The sequence below is a fragment of the Desulfosporosinus lacus DSM 15449 genome (genome assembly GCF_900129935.1).
Taxonomy (GTDB): Bacteria; Bacillota; Desulfitobacteriia; order Desulfitobacteriales; family Desulfitobacteriaceae; genus Desulfosporosinus; species Desulfosporosinus lacus.
The window spans coordinates 734,176-753,102 of record NZ_FQXJ01000003.1; the positions used below are offsets into that span (position 1 = coordinate 734,176).

General features: G+C 45.5%; 19 protein-coding genes. 12 read left to right on the forward strand and 7 right to left on the reverse strand.

Going from position 1 to position 18,927, the window contains the following annotated elements:
* The first annotated feature begins 33 nt into the window (after positions 1-33).
* The 6 genes from BUB11_RS03480 (at position 34) to BUB11_RS03505 (ending at position 7,793) form a co-directional block, all read left to right on the forward strand.
* Positions 34-345 (forward strand): M domain protein, encoded by a 312-nt coding sequence (locus BUB11_RS03480; RefSeq protein ID WP_073027891.1) that lies wholly within the window; start codon positions 34-36, stop codon positions 343-345.
* Between the two features lie 196 nt (positions 346-541).
* Positions 542-2,224 (forward strand): S41 family peptidase, encoded by a 1,683-nt coding sequence (locus BUB11_RS03485; protein WP_073027892.1) that lies wholly within the window; start codon positions 542-544, stop codon positions 2,222-2,224.
* Between the two features lie 38 nt (positions 2,225-2,262).
* On the forward strand, positions 2,263-2,613 hold the full coding sequence (locus BUB11_RS03490) for a hypothetical protein (protein WP_073027894.1): 351 nt from the start codon (positions 2,263-2,265) through the stop codon (positions 2,611-2,613).
* A gap of 173 nt (positions 2,614-2,786) precedes the next feature.
* Entirely contained in the window at positions 2,787-3,995 is a 1,209-nt protein-coding gene (locus BUB11_RS03495; protein ID WP_073027895.1) for an efflux RND transporter periplasmic adaptor subunit, read from the forward strand.
* Positions 3,992-7,135: an efflux RND transporter permease subunit gene (locus BUB11_RS03500; protein ID WP_073027897.1), complete on the forward strand. Its 3,144-nt coding sequence runs from the start codon at positions 3,992-3,994 to the stop codon at positions 7,133-7,135. The genes BUB11_RS03495 and BUB11_RS03500 overlap by 4 nt, the downstream gene beginning before the upstream one ends.
* A 19-nt stretch (positions 7,136-7,154) precedes the next feature.
* Positions 7,155-7,793 (forward strand): TetR/AcrR family transcriptional regulator, encoded by a 639-nt coding sequence (locus tag BUB11_RS03505; protein ID WP_242947441.1) that lies wholly within the window; start codon positions 7,155-7,157, stop codon positions 7,791-7,793.
* A 41-nt stretch (positions 7,794-7,834) separates the two neighbouring features.
* Here BUB11_RS03505 and BUB11_RS03510 read toward each other — a convergent pair whose 3' ends face one another.
* Positions 7,835-8,239 carry a hypothetical protein gene (locus BUB11_RS03510; protein WP_073027899.1) on the reverse strand — a complete coding sequence of 135 codons (405 nt, stop codon included), beginning with the start codon at positions 8,237-8,239 and terminating at the stop codon, positions 7,835-7,837.
* Between the two features lie 273 nt (positions 8,240-8,512).
* Between BUB11_RS03510 and BUB11_RS03515 the strand changes: the two genes are divergently transcribed.
* A complete protein-coding gene (locus tag BUB11_RS03515) occupies positions 8,513-9,535 on the forward strand; it encodes a cell wall hydrolase (protein WP_073027901.1) in 1,023 nt (340 codons plus the stop codon).
* Positions 9,536-10,296: 761 nt separating this feature from the next.
* On the opposite strand, the gene BUB11_RS03520 is transcribed toward BUB11_RS03515, so the two are convergent.
* Entirely contained in the window at positions 10,297-11,235 is a 939-nt protein-coding gene (locus tag BUB11_RS03520) for a metallophosphoesterase (RefSeq protein WP_073027902.1), read from the reverse strand.
* A gap of 84 nt (positions 11,236-11,319) precedes the next feature.
* Here BUB11_RS03520 and BUB11_RS03525 point away from each other — a divergent pair, with 84 nt between their 5' ends.
* Positions 11,320-12,222 carry a hypothetical protein gene (locus BUB11_RS03525; RefSeq protein WP_073027904.1) on the forward strand — a complete coding sequence of 301 codons (903 nt, stop codon included), beginning with the start codon at positions 11,320-11,322 and terminating at the stop codon, positions 12,220-12,222.
* Positions 12,223-12,523: 301 nt separating this feature from the next.
* On the opposite strand, the gene BUB11_RS03530 is transcribed toward BUB11_RS03525, so the two are convergent.
* From BUB11_RS03530 to BUB11_RS03540, 3 genes are all read right to left on the reverse strand, one after another.
* Entirely contained in the window at positions 12,524-12,829 is a 306-nt protein-coding gene (locus tag BUB11_RS03530) for a hypothetical protein (protein ID WP_073027905.1), read from the reverse strand.
* The gene (locus BUB11_RS03535; RefSeq protein ID WP_345788566.1) at positions 12,813-13,325 is read right to left on the reverse strand and encodes a hypothetical protein; all 513 of its coding nucleotides are present in this window, start codon (positions 13,323-13,325) and stop codon (positions 12,813-12,815) included. The genes BUB11_RS03530 and BUB11_RS03535 overlap by 17 nt, the downstream gene beginning before the upstream one ends.
* A gap of 292 nt (positions 13,326-13,617) precedes the next feature.
* Complete coding sequence (locus tag BUB11_RS03540) at positions 13,618-14,094, reverse strand: YlbF/YmcA family competence regulator (RefSeq protein WP_073027908.1); 477 nt, start codon at positions 14,092-14,094, stop codon at positions 13,618-13,620.
* 152 nt (positions 14,095-14,246) lie between these two features.
* Here BUB11_RS03540 and BUB11_RS03545 point away from each other — a divergent pair, with 152 nt between their 5' ends.
* On the forward strand, positions 14,247-14,933 hold the full coding sequence (locus BUB11_RS03545) for a GDSL-type esterase/lipase family protein (protein WP_073027910.1): 687 nt from the start codon (positions 14,247-14,249) through the stop codon (positions 14,931-14,933).
* A gap of 218 nt (positions 14,934-15,151) precedes the next feature.
* Here BUB11_RS03545 and BUB11_RS03550 read toward each other — a convergent pair whose 3' ends face one another.
* Positions 15,152-15,892: a ZIP family metal transporter gene (locus BUB11_RS03550; protein ID WP_073027911.1), complete on the reverse strand. Its 741-nt coding sequence runs from the start codon at positions 15,890-15,892 to the stop codon at positions 15,152-15,154.
* A gap of 181 nt (positions 15,893-16,073) precedes the next feature.
* Between BUB11_RS03550 and spoIIR the strand changes: the two genes are divergently transcribed.
* From spoIIR to BUB11_RS03565, 3 genes are all read left to right on the forward strand, one after another.
* Positions 16,074-16,688, forward strand: coding sequence for a stage II sporulation protein R (gene spoIIR, locus BUB11_RS03555; RefSeq protein ID WP_073027913.1), 615 nt, complete (start codon positions 16,074-16,076; stop codon positions 16,686-16,688).
* Positions 16,689-16,814: 126 nt separating this feature from the next.
* Positions 16,815-17,642, forward strand: a complete 828-nt coding sequence (locus BUB11_RS03560) for a GerMN domain-containing protein (RefSeq protein ID WP_073027914.1) — start codon at positions 16,815-16,817, stop codon at positions 17,640-17,642.
* Positions 17,643-17,867: 225 nt separating this feature from the next.
* Positions 17,868-18,311, forward strand: coding sequence for a MarR family winged helix-turn-helix transcriptional regulator (locus tag BUB11_RS03565; RefSeq protein WP_073027916.1), 444 nt, complete (start codon positions 17,868-17,870; stop codon positions 18,309-18,311).
* 43 nt (positions 18,312-18,354) lie between these two features.
* Here the strand turns inward: BUB11_RS03565 and BUB11_RS27975 are convergent, their stop codons facing one another.
* On the reverse strand, positions 18,355-18,501 hold the full coding sequence (locus BUB11_RS27975; RefSeq protein WP_207650020.1) for a hypothetical protein: 147 nt from the start codon (positions 18,499-18,501) through the stop codon (positions 18,355-18,357).
* Positions 18,502-18,927: the final 426 nt, after the last annotated feature.

An 18,927-nucleotide genomic window follows, 5' to 3' on the forward strand; every position in this document is an offset into this window, starting at 1 on the left:
ATGGTATAATTTTGAAAGATAGGTGGTGAAACAATGGAGAATGAGATTAAAGGGATGCTTGGGCTTATACTCAATAAACTGAATGGGTTAGAGTCAAAAGTGGATAATTTAGAGTCGAAAATGGAATTACGAATGGATAGATTAGAGTTGCGAATGGATAGCTTAGAGTTAAGAATGAATAACTTAGAGTCTAGACAAGATGAGATATATTTGGTTGTAAAGGCTATAGAGCATAACAATCAAGTGCATAGGGCAGAGATCGATAATCTAAAACATACGGTAAGCAATGTAGAAGGTACGATAAACACTATAGGTGATGTAATTACAAAACGGAAGGCGATATAAATGAAATATTTTGATATTCGATTCAGCGAATAAAAATGCTCTCTTTAGTGAGGTAACTATAGAGGGCATTTTTTTATGCGTTGAAAGAACTTTTCACACTAAAAGAACTTTTAGCGCTGGTCGAAGGTAATTACATTCCCGCGTCGAATCTAATCCATAATGAGGTCTGGAACTTCGGAGGGGAGATTATTAAACTATGCTAGCAAGATTTTTACGAAAAAAAGCGGTCGGTCACAGTCTCTTAAGCATTATGCTCGTCTTACTCTTAATACTGAGTAATTCAACAATGGTCTTGGCTTCCGACGCCGGAGTATTGACTGAAATTCGTTCTCTTATTAAAACTCGGTATGTCGAGCCGGTTTCAAATGATGTCCTAAATGCGCCAACTGTGGAAGAGACGCTGAAAAGACTGGGAGACCCGCACACCATGTATTTCACGCCGGAGCAATACCAGGATTTCGTCGGAAGTATTAATATGAGTTTCACGGGGATCGGGATTTATATTGAGATGGTACCTGAAGGAGTAGAGGTATTGAGTGTCATTGCTGGCTCCCCAGCAGAAGAGGTTGGCTTAGAAGCAGGAGATGTTATTACTCGTGCCGCCGGGCAATCCTTAGCAGGGCTTACTTCGGAAGAGGCTGTGAACTTAATTCGGGGCCTTGAAGGAAGTAAGGTTCAACTCAAGGTAAAGCAAGGCACAGTGACCCGGGATCTGAAGGTTGAGCGCAGAGCGATTTCAGAGCCCACTGTGACGGGGGAGATATTGGACGGACATATAGGCTACCTGGATCTGAATTCCTTTGGGAGTGATACACCAGAGGAATTCGAGATTGCAGCTAAGCAGTTAAAAGATCAAAACGCAGATAGTTGGATTATTGATTTGAGAAATAACGGAGGCGGATATTTGAGCTCGGCTCTTGAGTTGGCGGGCTATTTTATTGGATCGGATATTGCGGTACGCGTAGAGGACCGGACCAGTACGCTTTCTCCCATTGAGGCAAGGGATCCCGGTTGGAAAATCGATGAACGGGTTATCTTTCTAATCAATGAAAACAGTGCCAGCGCTTCAGAGGTTTTGTCTGCAGCGGTCAAGGATCATGGCAAGGCGACTATTGTCGGAACTACCTCCTATGGTAAAGGCTCGGTTCAGAGCATGTTTCCGCTAGAGAATGGCGGAGTTCTTAAAATGACGGTGGATCACTTTTATTCCCCACTAGGGAACCAGATCGATAAAGTAGGGGTTAGCCCCAATGTGGTAATCCAGCACGCAGACTCGCTCAAAGCAGCGGAACTTATGTTAACAGATTCGACCCAGGCACTTGCTATGGCACGGACGAATGATTATTGGGAAGCTTGGGGTGAACTGTCGGGTGTGGTTGAAAATAATTCACAACAACCTTCTTTAAGTTATCTCCATTATTATTCAAGCTATCGCCAAGTTGCCCAGCTATCAGAAATTCGGCTGGACAAGAAATTCACAGTGAATTTCTCAGGGGAGATAGATTGGCAGAGCGTAAATAACTCCAGCATCGAGCTGATTAACAGCAATACAGGGGAGAGGACGCTTTCGACGTTTGAACCGCTGGGGACTTATGGTATGCAAGTGATTCCTCAGGTTGAGTTAACTCCGGATACGACCTATTGGTTGGTCATTCATCCGACAGTCCTGGGAGCCTCCGGTCAGTCCTTGCAAGAGGGTGGCCTGGCCATCGCACATACGATCAGTGGAGGTGAAGAAGTTGGAGGCACTTCCAAGATTCAGTCCTTTAAGGCGAACGACAGGATCACGGACAGGATTAGTGAGAGAAACATGACCCCTCCTTATGATCCGGACTATGGCGCCGCTATTAAGGATCTAAGTGAAAAGATAAGACGATAGGATGTAGGACGATAGGACGACAGAGTGGAGGATGAGCCATGGTTTTTGAAGTGTGTGCTCTTGTAGCTACTATCATTTTCGGAGTGATCGGCGTTGAATTAATGCTTTGGATACGCTCCGCGCGGAAACTAACGGATGAAGCTAAGCAGACAGTACAGGACATTAATGCTCATTTGCCTTATCTGCTATCGGATGTTCAGGCGGTTACCTCCGTAGTGAGACAAACAAGTGAGCAAGTGGGTGGAACGGTGAATGAGGTGGCAGTGAGTCTGGAGGAAATGAGAAAGAATCCACTGCGCTTTATTGCTGTTTTCTTAGAGGGAATAAAACAACTAATGGCCTTATGGCAGGACATTCGAGGACGGAAAAAGGAAGCTTCAGACAGCTGAGCAAATAATTAGCAGCCCATCAGTTTAACTGGTGGGTTACTCTTATTTTTCAGCAGATTATTTAGTAATTAGGCTTGATTTCCAAGGGTATTCAAGGTATAACTAAGAAGTGACCGAACAGTCGGTTTTGAAGATTAGAGATAATATATGGGTAAAAGTGGAGGAGATTGGCGTTGGAAAAGAAAACCTGGAAAAAGGGAAAGGTCCGGATCCTGATCGTGGCGCTGTTGGCGTTTGGATTGCTGACAGGGTGCAGTGGAAGTGAGCCCACTGCCGTCGTCGAAGAAAAATACATACCAGTAGAAGTAGAAATGGTTGGGAATAAAGCCCTCGTTAATACAGCCATTTTGAGTGGAAAGGTTTCATCTGAGACCGATGTAGCTGTCATTCCAAAGGTTCAGGGCAAGGTTGAGTCTGTTAACGTGAAGGTAGGAGATGCAGTTCATGCGGGAGAGGTTCTCTTAACTATCGACATGACGGATTTAAGTAATGACTATCAGTTAGCTGAAGCTCGATATCAAAACAGCAAAGAACAGTGGGAATCTGCAAAAACCTCCCTGGAAAGAACAAAGGCTCTTGCTTCAGAAAAGATTGCCGATGCCAGACTAACTCTAGCCAATACAAAGGCCCTTTATGATGCCGGTGCAGCTTCAAAGTCTCAACTCGACCAAGCAGAGTTAGGACTCAAGGAGCTGGAATCGTCCTATGCCGGCCAGATTGAACAATTAAGTGTGCAGGCTTCAGACAGCAGTTTGAAGTTGGTTGAAGTTCAGCTTACCCAAGCACGCGAATCTCTGGATAATGCAACCGTGACTGCCCCTGTAGATGGGATCGTCTCTCAGGTCAATGTAACGGTGGGAAATACGGCAACGAGCGCCCAAGCCGCTTTAAGCCTTACGAGTGCCGACAGTCTTTATAGCACGATTAGTGTTCCGGAGAATTTGGTGAACAGACTGAATAAGAATCGTGAAGTAAAGGTTACGGTTCCGTCGGTGTCCGAGAAGAACTTTGCAGGGAAGATTGATAATATTAGTCCTTCAGCTGACCCGAAGACTCAGCTCTATCCACTTAAAGTTCTGATTGAGAATATGGACGGTTTAATTAAACCAGGCATGTTTGCTAAAGTCGAACTGGTTACTGATGAGAAAGCAGACGTAATGGCGATTAAAAGTGAGGCCGTCGTTCTTAAAAATGAAAAAACAATTGTTTGGATAGTACAAGAAGATAAAGCTGTTGCCAAAGAGGTTGTCACCGGCCTGGATACGGGGGTGGACATAGAAATCCTCGAAGGGTTGAACCAGGGCGACACGGTGATCGTTAAAGGGCAAACCTTAGTTGACGAAGGCCACAAGGTGAAGATTGTGGGAGGGGAAGAGTCTTGAAGCTAGTAGAAGTTTCGGTTAAGCGCCCGGTCACAATCATTATGGCGATGCTGGTTATCATTCTTCTGGGTGGTATTTCTCTGACTCGCCTGCCGATTGACCTTTTGCCGAACATAGAAGTTCCTGTTTCGATCGTAGTGACACAGTACACTGGGGTAGGTCCCCAAGAAATCGAGAAACTTATTACTAATCCTCTGGAAGGAGCCGTTTCCACTGTCGAAAATATTGATACGGTTACTTCGACAACAACTGAGGGGAACTCAATCGTTATAGCACAGTTTAAAAACGGAACGGACATGGACTTTGCGACCCTTCAAATGCGGGAGAAGGTTGACCAGATTAAGAGTAGTTTACCTTCTGAGGCAGGGGCCCCGATGGTCATGAAGTTGGATTTAGATGCAATGCCTGTAGTTACACTGACCCTGAGCGGACACGATGCTGACTTGGCTAAGTTGCAGTCTATTGCGGAAGATAAGCTTAAACCACAACTTGAGCGGGTGTCAGGGGCTGCTTCAGTCTCGGTTGTCGGAGGGTATGAGGATCAAGTTAAGATCAAAACCCATCTGGAGAAAATGAACGGGTACGGTCTAACCATTAATTCCTTAGCGCAACTTATTGGCGCAGAAAACCTTAACTCCCCAGGAGGTGAGGTTCAAAAAGGCAACCAGGAACTTACGATTCGGACAACAGGTGAGTTCGAATCTGTGGAGGAAATAAAAGACCTTTTGATTCCGCTCCCCAGCGGAGGGCAGATTAGACTAAAAGATATAGCGGATGTTGGCATAGAGCATAAGGAAGTCACCGCAATCTCCAAATCAAATGGAGAAAAGAGTGTTAGTGTCTCTGTTCAAAAACAATCAGGGACAAATACTGTTCAAGTGGCAGATGAGGTAAATGCTACCGTTGAAGCCTTCGCCAAAGAGTACCCTGATTTGACAGTTAATATAGTCATGGATCAGTCTATTGATATCAAGCAATCCATAAAAACTGTTGAAAATGAAGCTATTATGGGTGGTATTTTAGCCATTATTGTGGTTTTCCTGTTCTTCCATAATATCAGAACCACCTTTATTACAGCGACGGCGATTCCGATTGCCATGATGGCGACTTTTGCAGTTCTTTATTTTGCAGGAATCACTATTAACATGATGACTCTGGGGGGATTAACCCTGGCCATGGGACGTCTGGTGGATGATAATATCGTAGCCTTGGAAAACATTCATCGACATCGCCAGGAAGGATACTCCAAATACGAGGCTGCCATTAAAGGGGTATCTGAGGTCGGGATGGCTGTTTTCGCCTCCACGTTGACCACAGTTGCGGTCTTTCTCCCCATCGTCTTTGTTGAGGGGACTGTGTCCATAATTTTCAGGGAATTGGCCATGACCTTTGCTATATCTCTGATGGCCTCACTCCTGGTTTCCTTAACCTTAGTTCCGACGCTTTCTGCTAAGCTCATGAAAACCGGGGCTATTCCGGAGGGACGTACCGGAATTAAAGGGCTTATCGACGGCTTTAGTCGCGGGTTTGACAAGATCTTTGGGCGAATTGAAGCTGTCTACAAGAAGTTTCTCCACTATGCTTTGCATCATCGAAAGATGGTAATGGCGGCTGCAACATTACTTTTCGTTCTCTCAGCTGCCTCAGTACTCAGCTTGGGAGCGGAATTCATGCCTGCGTCAGATGTCGGACAATTAAGAATCAGCGCGACTATGCCGGATGGAGCCCAGGTTGAGGACACTGAAAACACGGTTACACAAATCGAGGAGAAGCTGGAAGGTATTTCTGAGATTGAAACAATCTTTACCCAAATCGGAACCAGCGGCGGATTGTCATTTGGAGGAGATACGGCCAATACCGGATCAGTCAGTATTCAGTTAGTGGATTTGGACGCTAGAACGCGGAGCGTCGTAGAGGTGAGCGATGAGATTCGTTCTTTGACAAAAGACATCCCCGGTGCTGAAATTCAAGTGACAGTATCGGATAATATGCAAATGGGAGGATCAACAACTCCCATTGACATTGCAATCAAAGGGGAGGAACTCGATGAGCTTAAGAAGATAGGAACGGAGATACAGACGATCGTCTCGTCGGTTGACGGAACCCGTGAAGTTAAGACAAGTATGACGGACGGGGTCCCGGAGGTCGTTGTAAAAGTCAATCGTCCCAATGCCGCCCAATTTGGTTTGTCGGCAGCTCAGATTTCCCAGGCTGTCAAGGGAACCATTTCCGGAACCACTGCGACAACTTATCGTTATGAAGGATCGGAAATCGATGTCGTACTTTCTGGGGATGAGACCTTTAAGACCAGTCTTGAAAACCTGGGGCAGACTCCGATTCCCACACCTTCAGGAATTACCATTCCTCTCAGTCAAGTCGCTGAAGTTGAGATAGGGCGTGGTCCGGTGCAAATTGAGCGCACGGGACAGACCCGGGTGGTTCATGTTACGAGTCAGATTATCGACCGGGATTTGAGGAGTGTCACGACAGATATTGAAACAAAGTTAAACGAGTATCCGATTCCGGATGGGTATACGTATGAGGTATTGGGTGAGAATGAAGAACTGATGGAATCCTTTGCGGATTTGGGGATGGCCTTAGTACTGGCAATCCTCCTCGTCTACATGATTTTAGCATCTCAGTTCGAATCCTTATTACACCCATTCACGATTATTCTATCCTTGCCGATGGGATTCTCGGGTGGGATGTTGGGACTGTTTATTACCCGAACAACCTTAAGCGTGCCCTCGTTCATCGGTTTGATTCTCCTGGTAGGTATTGCCGTGAGTAATGCCATTGTCTTGGTGGATTATATTATAAAACGCAGAGAGCGGGGAGAGGAACGAGAAGAGGCTATCGAAAACGCCGGTCCGATTCGTTTGCGACCGATTATGATGACCACACTTGCAACCATCCTCGGTCTGTTACCGATGGCTTTAGGGATTGGAGAAGGTTCAGAAACTATGGCCCCGATGGCGATCGTCGTAATTTTTGGACTTGCACTCTCGACAGTCTCAACCCTGTTGCTTGTACCCGTTATTTATACGATTTTTGAGGATATTCGGGATTCAAGAAAACGTAAAAAGGAAAAGAAAAAGCAAAAGCAAAGCACTGCACCTCAGACAACGCACTCAGTTTAATGGCTGGCTTCGATGCTCGATGGATGATCGAGGTTCATCTAAGAGCATCGATCATCGCCTCAGTTTAAAGGAGATGGTACCCACGGCGTCGCGAGAAGAAAAACAGACAGAAATAATTAAAGCTGCTATCCGGGTTTTTTCTAAATACGGCTTCGACGGCGCAAAGATGGAGTATATTGCCAAAGAGGCGGGAATCGGAAAAGGAACAGTGTACGAGTACTTTGAAAGCAAGGATCGCTTATTTGAAGAAATACTCAAATTTAGTGTGGAGAAATTTAGAATTGGGCTTAAAGAGAGTCTGGAAAAGGGAGAGTCTATTGAGCAAAAGATTATGAACTGCTCAAGCTTTACCGCTCAATTTATGAACGATCATATGGAGTTCGTACACATTGCTATGCAGATTAAAATCCTTTCGGAAGATATTCGTCTTCATTACATGGCGGTTCAGTCGGTTATTATCGAATATTACAAAGAGATGGTCAAGGGCGCTAAAGAAAAAGGGGAATTAAGATCCGACCTTGATGTAGAATTAGCTACCTGTTGTATTATTGGAACACTGGATCAGTTTTGTAAACAAAGGGTTTTTATCGGTCCAAGACCTATAGGGGAGATAGATCATCCGGCAATCGTGGATGTGATATTGAGAGGGCTCAGATAACAAACAGATATTAAAGAGCTCCGCCGAATCGGCGGAGCTCTTTATGACTGATAAGGATTTGGGGAATTCAATGGGGGAGTAACTGATTTCGTGGGGGGGCTTTCAATGCGATTTAGTAGAGAGCCATAGAAGGCGTGGTTTCGGCAATTCTTCTCCAGTGTAGAGGATAACGCCTTGGCAGCCGATGGTACGAAGTAAGAATTATCGTTTATACCTAACATCAAACGATAGCGTTTATTAAGAATCCCATATTGGGTCTCTACCAGCAGAAGTTCAAGTACTGCAATATCTACGTATTCCGGGTCTGCATAATCCAGGCGGTTCCAGGCATGGTCCATTTTTTCTCTAGTCTCTTCGATTTCCATTAGCAGGCGTTCTTCCTCGCTGAGCGGGGCTTCTTCGGGGGGAGAAAACGACAATAACAGGTTTTTAATAAAAGCCTTCATAGTTGTCAGCCTCACCTCACTTACCAAGCTTGACGAAACAAAAGATGAGACTAATCTATCTTTGCTTAGTCATTATAATATATGTTTGCGTTAGTAGCTTATGACAAATAATAGTTAAGCATTCTGCCACTATTATGCATTTAATTTTGCGTTGTTATAAAACTCACCTCAAATGGGAAAGACTAGAAATAGTCTAATAATCAAGAGGTGATTTTTATTTTATTACCACACCGACGATGTCGGAAATCCTTGGCGATAGTCCTATGTGGGATAATGTGCTTGTTTTTATGGCAAGCCAATATTTATCCTGTGTTGGGGCTAGGGAGCGAAACTACTACCAATGCAAATAACGGGCTCAATACTAATTCAATAGCCACGATGAAAATCGTAGTTCAGCGTGGAGAAACCCTTTGGGATTTAGCCCAAAGGTATCAAACAACAGTCGACCAACTCGTAAAGCTTAACCGTGTAAAAAGCCCGGATCAAATCAGAGAAGGGCAATCATTATGGGTTCCGACCCCAGTAACAAAGAAGAGATCTGAAGATCTCAAGCCGATGGATGTAAAGGAATATACCGATAAAATCTTGGTAACTTCAGCGCAAGCAAAAGTAAAAGCAGCAGAGAGGGAACAAGTTGCTGAAGAAGATGATGAAGCCTATACACCTTGGTGGGTAAGTATTTTACGGAGCATTCCAGTTTTTGCAAAAAACCATCAAGAAGATTACACCACTGCAGATTCAAGCAACTTACTTCCATCAACCGAGTCCAAGATCAAAACCTACGAAATATTCGTAAACCAAGACACTCAGTTACCTGAGAAATTAACCATAAGCCCGCTCCCGCCAACTAAAAACGACAGTCAGACACTAGAGAACTCTAAAGCCGTTTCGGCTGTCTCCTCTGAAAGCCAGATTCATTCACGAGGACTAGGCCGTTTAGTCTCCGAACAGGAGATCGAACTGTTGAGCCGTGTCATCTATGGAGAAGCCAGAGGGGAAGATTTCATGGGACAAGTTGCTGTCGGAGCAGTTGTACTTAATCGCTTGAAGGATCCTCGTTTTCCGAAAACAATACAAGGAATCGTATACCAATCCGGAGCCTTTACTGCGGTAAATGATCGACAAATTCATCTAGACCCAAATGATCAGGCCTATAAGGCAGCCGAAGCAGCTCTATCCGGTCTGGATCCAACCAATGGAGCAATCTTTTACTACAACCCAAAAACCGCAACAGACCAATGGATTAAGAGCCGTACCGTTATCAAACGAATTGGCAACCATACGTTCAGCATTTAGAGGTAAAGGCCCACTCAGTGCGAAAGCCCCACAACAATCGATGTTGTGGGGCTTTCGGTATACGAGCGCGTAATTTAGCCAGCCTCATCTTATTCGGCGGATTGGACCAATAAGCTAATTCAGGGTTAACTGAAAAGTTCTGAGAACCGTCCCCAAAGATACACTCAGAAGGAGCACATGAAATGTGCCTTCTCCCAAGCAACGCTCCCCTTGACCTAAGCCGAGGGATGCAGTGAAACATGAGAGCGGCGTCTCTAAGTAAGCAGAAAAAATAAGCATTCTATATATTAGCACAGACCCCAGAAACGCGTAGTATACAAAAGGAAGGCAGGAAGGAGCACATGAAATGTGCCTTCTCCCAAGCAACGTCCCCCTTGACCTAAGACCAGGGACGCAGTGAGACAGCGCGACGTCTATACGTAAGCAGAAAAGCAAACTTCCGTTTAAGCGACCGACCCCAGATACGGGGCAGTGTACAAGGTCCCCTCCCGCCATCCTGCAAGAAGGCTAATCCGTGCGAAGACAGTGTCTTCGGGCTCCGGGGACACTTGGCCATCCATGGCCGGCGGATGTACACTGCCGCCAGTGAGCCAAGGATGGCTCATCTGGTACGATAGTCTCCAGTGGAGATTATCGCCGTAGGCGGGTTCCCTAAAATGATACTATCGCCGAAGGGTGAACCCCGCTCCCCAAAGCAGTTGCTTAAACGGTTAGTTTGCTCTGCGTCGTATGACCGAACGATGGCTCATACAAGTCCCTCGCTAGGAAGTCTGATGTCCCGGCTCCGCATTCCCCTTACGCAAGGTGAAGAAAGCGATTTCGGGAGGGACATTAAAGCGCAAAGGGATCATGCTTTCTCCAATACCCGTATTGATATACAAGGGAACTCCATTGATGACATGGTAACCTTCATAAAACCCCAGGTCCCCTAAATAAGTATTGGTGATCAGAGGGTCGAATCCCGGCAGGCGGATTTGTCCGCCATGGGTATGCCCCGTGAGAAGAAGATCTGCTCCGTTTTTTGCTACATCGTCCAGACAATCTGTGGAATGGGCTAAGACGAGGCGAAAGGGAGGATCAGTTGCAAGTTGCTGAGAAGAGAATACTTTTTGGTAAGCTAAATCTACTTCATCATGAGCGGTCGCCGGGTCGTCGATTCCAATGACCCAAAGGTTGAGGTTCGGGAGAAAAGCGGCATCGTTCAATAAGGGAGTCCATCCAATGTTGTTCAATTCTTGGAGATAGCGTTTAAAAAGAGTGCGGGAAAGGTGACTGTAATCGTTGTTCCCCAGGACGACGAAATTCCCGTATGGAGCAGTTAATCCCCCCAAATAGGGGTCTAATTTATCCAGATCCGTGCGGGTAGATATGATATCTCCTGTAATCACGAGGAGGTCCGGTTTTTCAGCCATCACGCTCTCGTATATATTCTTGGGGGAAATTCGTAAAGTTTCGAGATGCAAATCGCTTAGTTGGCAGATGGTCTTTCCCTCTAAGGCTGCCGGCAGGTTCGGGTAATATAAATCCCACTCTTGGCGTTTTAAGGTAAGAGTGTCGTATTCTGCCCAGCCGAGGACTCCTGCTCCGGCAAGGGGGATTGAAGAAAGAAGCCAATGATTTGCTATGAAACCGCCGATTCCACGGAAGAAATTACGGCGAGATACTTTTTTGGCAAGAGGGTGAGTCAATTTCTTGGGCATTGTGTCCTCCTTTCAGAACCCTTCTATGCGCACTATCATATCATGATATAAAGTTACATTGAAGTGAATAAAGGAGGGAGCATAGTGAGGTTCGTTGGGGATAAACCGAACAATCCTTATGAGCCCATCGGACCGCAGGGGTTCCCTGGTCAATTACCCAATGGTCAATTTGGCTCGGGATACTCTCCGGGTTCGATTCGCAATACACTTGGTTCAGGACTTAAGGCCAGTGGAGTCTTCCAAAAGGATGGACAAATCCAAAATATGAGGGGAGGCTTTATTGGAGCTAAGCACCCCCCAGGTCCAGGAAACCAGTGGCAGGGGCCGCCTCCGGTACAAGGTGGACCTAATCCGGGTATGGGATATATGCCGGAACAAGGGTATCATCAAGGTATCCCCTATAACCCGGGTCAAGCGCGCCAGCTTATCTTACAAGCTGCCCAAGAAGGGATTAATGGCAATGGGGTGGCGACCATTTCCCCGGACAATAGTTTTCTTCTGATTGCCAATCTTCCGGCACCGCAAACTTTTCTCGGACTGGGACAACCGGGGGTATATGCTGCTTATTTGGTGGATGATAAAGGAAAGACAGGGTTCTTAGTAGGAACTCTGCGTCAAGTTGGTCAAGGAGTTTATCGTGCTCATTTCCAAAGCCCGGTTCCGCTGCATCATTACGACCGTGTGGTAGTTTCCGCAGAAAATCCCGCACAGCTGGGGCAAGCTCCGAATGGTCCCTTGATTCTGAAAGTCAAAGATCCAATGGGTGTGATGACTTTTCTCCGCCCCATGAAGACAACTGCAACATCTATCTGGGGTAAGATTACAGGCTTCATGAATGGCAGGAAAAAGGCACCGATCGTTCCGGAAGAAGTACCGATGAATTCAGAGTTACTGCAATCTTTAAATCAGATGGGTGTAAATCCAGAAAATCCTGTCCCTGCGCTTCCGCCAACCATTCCTCCGCTGGGTGGCCCCAATCAGTTATAGAAAGAGCTTGACCCTTTGACTAATAATAATAACTTATTTAAATCCGATGTTTTGGGGATGTAAGGAAACTTGTTTTCCGGTTTATTTCATCCCCACTCTATTTGTTAATCCCCTTATATAATAGAGGACTGTTCACCACTTCAAGGTGTACAGTCCTCTATTTTGGGATAACGCACCACCAGCTTGAAAAAACCTCAAGTTTCGTTACGGCCCCTAATTTGTGTTAGAACTCTGCTAAATTCTATAATAAACCCCGCTTCGTCAGTTATAATTCTTTAAAGGGCAGAGCCATTGTCTTGACTCATAATAATACCTGAATAAAAACGATCAATATCAGCAGGCTGAATGTAGTTATTGTTACGACGATCCCTAATGTCATCGAGGTTATATTGGCTAAGATGGGATCTGAAAGAAAGGCAATGAAGAAGAAAAAGGTACAGGCCAGAAGGCCGACTCCAACAGTTGGATATTCCAGAAGCGGTATAAGGCGCTTTAAGGTATAATTCCAAGAATCTGAAGTCTTAGAATCTAAGGGTGGTCTTGAACAAGGGGCAGAAGTGGGGGGGAAACGATCGGGATAGGATGGGGACTTAAAGGGCATTGACATATGGAATACCTCCCTCAGCTCGTCTTATGGCAGCCTTCCCATTTGAGTTGTTGTCCCCATTTCCGACTCCCGCTCGTTCGATGAGAAACTGGGCGATGAGTATACTTACAGCGATAATTAGGTTGCCGGGGACACCTGGGACTTCGAATAATGGGACATTAAATGATGTGTCTGGGCTGCCGTCGAAGGGTGCAAATGGAGCTGAAATGATCAAGGAGACACTCAGATTATCTGGGAAAAGCGGTTCATCCAGTCCGACGGGACCAAAGCCTTGCCCAGGAACAGATCTCTGTGATGAAGACAGAGGGATTTCCCCATTAAGGGCTGAGCGTATCAAGTGATTTAGCTGCGGCATGGTCAAGGTCACAGGATACTGCTCAGGAGCAGGGCGGGAGAGGTCTGGAGGATGAGCCAAAGAACGTTTAAAGAGAAAGGCTATAAAGATATCTAAGCCTGCCACAATCATAGAAGCAAACTGAATTTTTGTTTTAGCCAAAGGAAATATGATGGAACTGACAGGACAGTACAATAGGTTTCGGCGGATAGGGCTTGTCACTAAGATAGAAAAGGAGAAAGGAGTCGCCGGTAACGGTGCTATACAGTCATGTTTGTTGATAACGGCGTTCCCCCTTTCTGCTAGTCATCAGAACCAAGCGCGTATAGTTACCCACCCTCCTAATACAATGACAATAAGAAAGGCAATTAATGTCAAAGGATGCGAGATATCGTTGATAAAATGTGCTCCCTGATAACCGGAGGGTCTCATTACTCAATCACACCTTCTATGATTAGAGATTGGGAGGGAGTTTGATGCCTTTTAACATGTCAGGCGTGATTTGCATTTTCTCCATAGCGTTCCCACCACTGATTTTGTCAAGAATTTGCTGGGCCATGCCTTTAAACTCTTCCGGAATGGGCAGGTCACTGGCAGATGGCATTCCATGCATCGCTGTAGTCAGGGTTAAATTAACCATAGCCATTAGTTTTTCATAGTTTTGCTGTTGAACAAAATAGGCTTTAATTAGAGGGTGTTTGTTCATTAAACGAACTTTTAGATCGAGAAGGGCTAGGGTGTCCTTTTCCGGAACAATTTTACTGAGCATTTGAGTGGTTACAAGCCCGCGTTCTTTTTCTTGATATTGAACAAATGCCTCTTTACTCATAGGATCGGCCATGATAGAAGCCTCGGCAGCTTTTAATGCTTGAACTTCCGGAGTTTGAGACAAGGCTTCTCCTAATTCGCGGGCCTTGATAATGTAATTCATAAGGCTACCTCCTTTTTTCCTTATACCAAAATATGCGTCATCGTGCATACTGGTGTATGATGCGTTCACAAGATCAGTTAGAATGAATGTTGAATGAAGAAGGAAAGTGGTCAAGGATGTAGAATAATTGATAAAGGAAGGAGGGATTTTTAATGCGAACATATCGGCTGGAGATACGCTTAATTCAAGTAGCCGTTGGTCTGGCCTTAATTGTCTTGATTGCGGGTTTTACAGGATTTTGGGGTCAAGGTGAAAAGGCGCCTGTTGTTCCCGTGAATCCTGATTCGACAACAACGAATCCATCACTAAGCAACCCGAAGATTGTTGCCTTAGGAGATTCTTTTACCCTCGGTTATCCTTTGGACCCAGAAAATTCTTGGACTGTGCGCACGGCGGAGGTTCTTCAGGTCCCTGTGATCAATAAGGGGAAATCAAGGCAAACTGCGAAAGACTTGCTTGATCGCTTTGACACAGATGTGGTTGCAGAGAAACCCGGCAGGGTCATCATCTTTGCCGGAATTGGGGATGCACTTCAAGATGTGCCCCTTACCGAAGTCCAGACAAATATTACAGCTATGGTGGAAAAAGCTAAATCTAATCACATTATCCCTATTCTTGCCTTGCCGATCGAGTATCCCGGAGAAAGTGAAAGTATTAATGAGATTCGAGAATGGGAATGGGGTTACGCTCAGCAGGAGGAAATCTTAACCTTAGACTTTTCAAAAGCATTATTTGATACTGAGGGGAAATATTTAACCGGGTTAACCATTAATGATAAGTATCCCAATGCCAAAGGATATAAAGCAATGGGAGACTATGCGGCTCAGGTGCTTAAGTAAAGTGGAAGCTATATTTAAGCTCAGAAGATTTCACAAAGGCTAACAACGTTAACAACGATTAATTAAAAGTTAACTTAACGATTGTTCTATGATTATAAAATATCTTTTTCTAAAAGGCAGGGGCGTAACGAAATTATTTCGTTACGCCCCTGCTAATTCTTTGATGGATCGTATTATGTATAGATGCTTTTTCCTTTATCGCTCCAGCTAAAACGCCCTTAGGCTGGAAGCAACAGACTGATCGAGGCAAATAAGATGAATCCAATGGTACCACCGAGCAACGCGTAGCGGGGGTGCCGCTCCCGGGAAAGGGGCATCAACTCAGCAAAAACGAGTAAGGTCATGGCACCGGCTGCAAAGGCCAGAAAGAAGGCGAGGGAATCTTTTACACCCTCCAGGGCGAGGAGACCGAGCAAGGCACCAAGGGGCGTGAAAAAAGCAATTCCGATGTTAAGCAGAAGGATCTTCCACCAACGGATTTGAGCCATTTTTAAGGGAGCTGTCGTAGCCATTCCTTCAGGAAGATTATGTAACGTAATTCCAAAGGCAATCAAAAACCCCAGACCGGGAGCGGCTTCCTGACTGACTGCAATGGCCATCCCCTCGGGGATATCATGTAAGGCAATACCGGCAGCGACGAGCAGGCCGGTTTTTTTAAGTCTTTGTCGTCGTGACAGAGGGAGGGTGTCATGGGAGACATTGAGGCGAATGTCTGCCAGATACATGAAAAGCAGTCCGAGGACAAACCCTAAGCCTACTTGAATTGGTGGCCCGACCTCCCAAGCCTCCGGGAGCAAATCAATGCTCACAACTGCTAACATCACTCCTCCGGCGCCAGCTAAAAGGGAGGCAAGGATACGCTCTTTTGGTTTGCCAAACATGAGGACAAGAAGGCTGCCAAGCGTAGTAGCCAGTCCGGCAATCATACTGATCCAGACGATCTCGAAGATGTCGTGCATAAGAAGCTCCTTTCTATGTAACATCACGATACCCATATTTATGGCTGAGAGTCGTGCTTTATACGAGAAAGGTGTTGTCCCGTGAGAATATTATTGTTTAGAGTTGCTACTTTGTTTAAACCTTCACATTCCTGGACAGGCTTGTATTAGAGAGAAATGTTTTCGGAAGAGGGGTTTAGGCATGAGAGCTCGAGTTATTATCAGTGCAATTATTATAAGTATGATAGGAATTCTGACATTTGGGGCCTTTGGAGGGCCTATTGCGGTGGGAAGAGCGAAGGTAGAAACATCACTGGCGCAAACACCAGATCAATTAATTCGTTTTCACGTCCTGGCCAATTCAGATAGTGACGAAGACCAAGCCTTGAAGCGGGCGGTTAGAGATGCAATCTTAAAAGACGTTGCACCACAGTTGGCCGCTGCTCAGTCCATAGAAGAATCAAGGCAAATTGTTAAGCAGATTCAGCCGAATATGGAGGGGATTGCACTCTCTGTAATTCAAGCTTGGAACAAGAATTATACCGTTCACACGGAATATGGGCATTTTCCTTTCCCGACTAAATCCTATGGGACCTTAGTGTTGCCTGCTGGAGAATATGAAGCATTGCGGGTGGTAATCGGAGAGGGACAAGGATCAAATTGGTGGTGTGTTCTTTTTCCTGCACTTTGCTTTGTGGACGTCGAGCATTCCACTGCGGTTCAAGTAGATGGAAAAAGTCAGACAGACTACGCTCTGAAAAGCAAGCCAAAGGTTCGTTTTTTCTTTTGGGAGAAGATCAAAGGGCTCTTTTTATAGTAGGAACCTGTACTATTTTTTTGGACAAAGCATAGGTTAGAAAAGAGGGTATAGAAAACTTCAGCGAGTGGAGTTTAAATCACCTTAATAAAAGCCGAAAATTTGTCTGAGGAAGGGGCTAAAAGTATGAAAGTACGGGCGCGAAATTGTATTCTTATGGGGGTTATTTTCCTCAGCTTAATTCTCATGACAGGCTGTGGGACATTGGAGACATTAGTTAAAAAGGATGGAGCCTCCACTCCGCTAGCGGACTGGATAGGAGCGAACGAAGATAAGGGGACCGCTCTTCCCGCAACAACAACCCCTGGAGAGGGCGTGGTGATTGCACTCTATTTCCCGGATACCAGTGGCAAATACTTACTGAAGGAAGAACGGACATTACAAAAGACTGTGAGCATGGCTAGAGAGACGGTCAATCAGTGGTTAAAAGGGCCGATTATGACAGAGACCATGCAGAGCTCCGTTTCCACGGTCACCACCCTGCGGGATATCGCGATTAAAGATAACGTGGTTATTGTAGATTTAAGTAAAGAGTTTATGCAACCTAACTCCAAAGTTTCTCCTGAAGTTGCCTTATATGGACTCGTTAATACATTGACTCAGTTTTCCACAATCAAGCAAGTCCAGATTCGAATTGAGGGGGCTCCTATCACTAAATATGGGACCGTTGCTGCGACAAATCTAGTATACAAGGCAAGTTTAGTTAAGTCGGCAGTTACGGCCAATCCAGTTGTCCCCAATACCGGAACCGGAAACGCGGGCTTAGGAGTAGTCGTACCAAGCAGCGGTACTAACAACAATAGCAATAATACTAATACTAATGGCAATAGCAATAATGCTAACAACAATGCTAGCAATAATAATAACGATAGCAGCAACCAAAATAATAACGAAGCCCTGCCTAATTCTCCGAGCTCAATTAACCTTTTCAATTATCCCCCCAGTTCAACCTAAGCGGAAAGGCTCGGAACACCGGATCTAGTGCGGGGTCGTTGTCCAAACTGGCAGGAAGACGTGGTGTAAACATGGCACGAGGGACGGTTCTTAGTTCAATAATTGACTAAGAACCGTTTTTCGTTTTCTATGCAATTTTTTGTTAATCGTGTTTCATTTTGGTGGACAAGGCTATAATTTATGATAATATAGAATTGTTATAATATTTAGGAAATGAGGGTGGGAATGGCGGTACCAAACGGAGAATTAACAAAACTCTTAGAGCAATTTTTGAGACGTGCTAATATTATTTTGTTTGAACGTGGTCGAGCGGTTCTACAAGACTTGGAAATTTCTGAACTTCAGTTCAATGCCCTTATAAGCATTCAAGAATATGGGCCTCAAACGATGGGCGAATTATGTAAGAGCTTGTTTGTGGCTTGCAGTACAGCAACTGATTTAGCAGACAGAATGGAACTGGTTGAGCTTGTCGAACGTGTTCGAGACGACAAGGACCGAAGGATAGTCAGACTGCATTTATTATCTAAGGGGAAGGCTGCACTGGAAGCAGTGATCGCCGAACGACAAAAATTCTTAAGTGAAGTGCTCAGAGGGTACACAGATCGGGAACACAACGAATTGTCATACAGTTTGGAACTCCTGACAGAACGAATGGAATTAAAGCAGTAATACGATACCCTCGTTTAAGAAAGCTTAAGCGAGGGTATCGTATTTATAATCGACCAGAAAGCAAGGGGACACTTGCCAAGAGAACCCATTCGTGGGAGTTCACGATAAAGCGAGTGCCGATGCTGAAGGGCCAATTTCGCCCAGGTTCACATCCTGCGCCGCCCAGAGGTTGGCGAAATTCCTTCAGCATCTAACGAGCCAGGGAACGGAAACGTGTGTGAACGGGCAAGAGTCCCCTGACTTTCAAAGACCCCAAATCACCCTAAAACGGTCCCCCCGTCTCTAGCCTAGTCGACCAGAAAGCAAGGGGACAATTGCCAAGAGAACACATTCGTGGGAGTTCACGATAAAGCGAGTGCCGATGCTGAAGGGCAATTTCGCCCAGGTTCACATCCTGCGCCGCCCAGAGGTTGGCGAAATTCCTTCGGCATCTAACGAGCCAGGGAACGGAAACGTGTGTGAACGGGCAATTTCCCCTGACTTTCAAAGACCCCAAATCACCCTAAAACATCCCCCCGTCTCTAACCTAGTCGACCAGAAAGCAAGGGGACAATTGCCAAGAGAACCCATTCGTGGGAGTTCACGATAAAGCGAGTGCCGATGGTGAAGGGCAATT

Excerpts from the sequence above, each read along its gene's own strand:
- BUB11_RS03480 (WP_073027891.1), top strand. The coding sequence starts at position 34 with ATGGAGAATGAGATTAAAGGGATGCTTGGGCTTATACTCAATAAACTG.
- BUB11_RS03540 (WP_073027908.1), bottom strand. The coding sequence starts at position 14,094 with ATGAATTACATTATCAAGGCCCGCGAATTAGGAGAAGCCTTGTCTCAA.
- BUB11_RS03490 (WP_073027894.1), top strand. The coding sequence starts at position 2,263 with ATGGTTTTTGAAGTGTGTGCTCTTGTAGCTACTATCATTTTCGGAGTG.
- BUB11_RS03505 (WP_242947441.1), top strand. The coding sequence starts at position 7,155 with ATGGATGATCGAGGTTCATCTAAGAGCATCGATCATCGCCTCAGTTTA.
- BUB11_RS03510 (WP_073027899.1), bottom strand. The coding sequence starts at position 8,239 with ATGAAGGCTTTTATTAAAAACCTGTTATTGTCGTTTTCTCCCCCCGAA.
- BUB11_RS03565 (WP_073027916.1), top strand. The coding sequence starts at position 17,868 with ATGGCGGTACCAAACGGAGAATTAACAAAACTCTTAGAGCAATTTTTG.
- BUB11_RS03530 (WP_073027905.1), bottom strand. The coding sequence starts at position 12,829 with ATGTCAATGCCCTTTAAGTCCCCATCCTATCCCGATCGTTTCCCCCCC.
- BUB11_RS27975 (WP_207650020.1), bottom strand. The coding sequence starts at position 18,501 with ATGCTGAAGGAATTTCGCCAACCTCTGGGCGGCGCAGGATGTGAACCT.
- BUB11_RS03545 (WP_073027910.1), top strand. The coding sequence starts at position 14,247 with ATGCGAACATATCGGCTGGAGATACGCTTAATTCAAGTAGCCGTTGGT.
- BUB11_RS03560 (WP_073027914.1), top strand. The coding sequence starts at position 16,815 with ATGAAAGTACGGGCGCGAAATTGTATTCTTATGGGGGTTATTTTCCTC.
- BUB11_RS03520 (WP_073027902.1), bottom strand. The coding sequence starts at position 11,235 with ATGCCCAAGAAATTGACTCACCCTCTTGCCAAAAAAGTATCTCGCCGT.
- BUB11_RS03515 (WP_073027901.1), top strand. The coding sequence starts at position 8,513 with ATGTGCTTGTTTTTATGGCAAGCCAATATTTATCCTGTGTTGGGGCTA.
- spoIIR (WP_073027913.1), top strand. The coding sequence starts at position 16,074 with ATGAGAGCTCGAGTTATTATCAGTGCAATTATTATAAGTATGATAGGA.
- BUB11_RS03485 (WP_073027892.1), top strand. The coding sequence starts at position 542 with ATGCTAGCAAGATTTTTACGAAAAAAAGCGGTCGGTCACAGTCTCTTA.
- BUB11_RS03550 (WP_073027911.1), bottom strand. The coding sequence starts at position 15,892 with ATGCACGACATCTTCGAGATCGTCTGGATCAGTATGATTGCCGGACTG.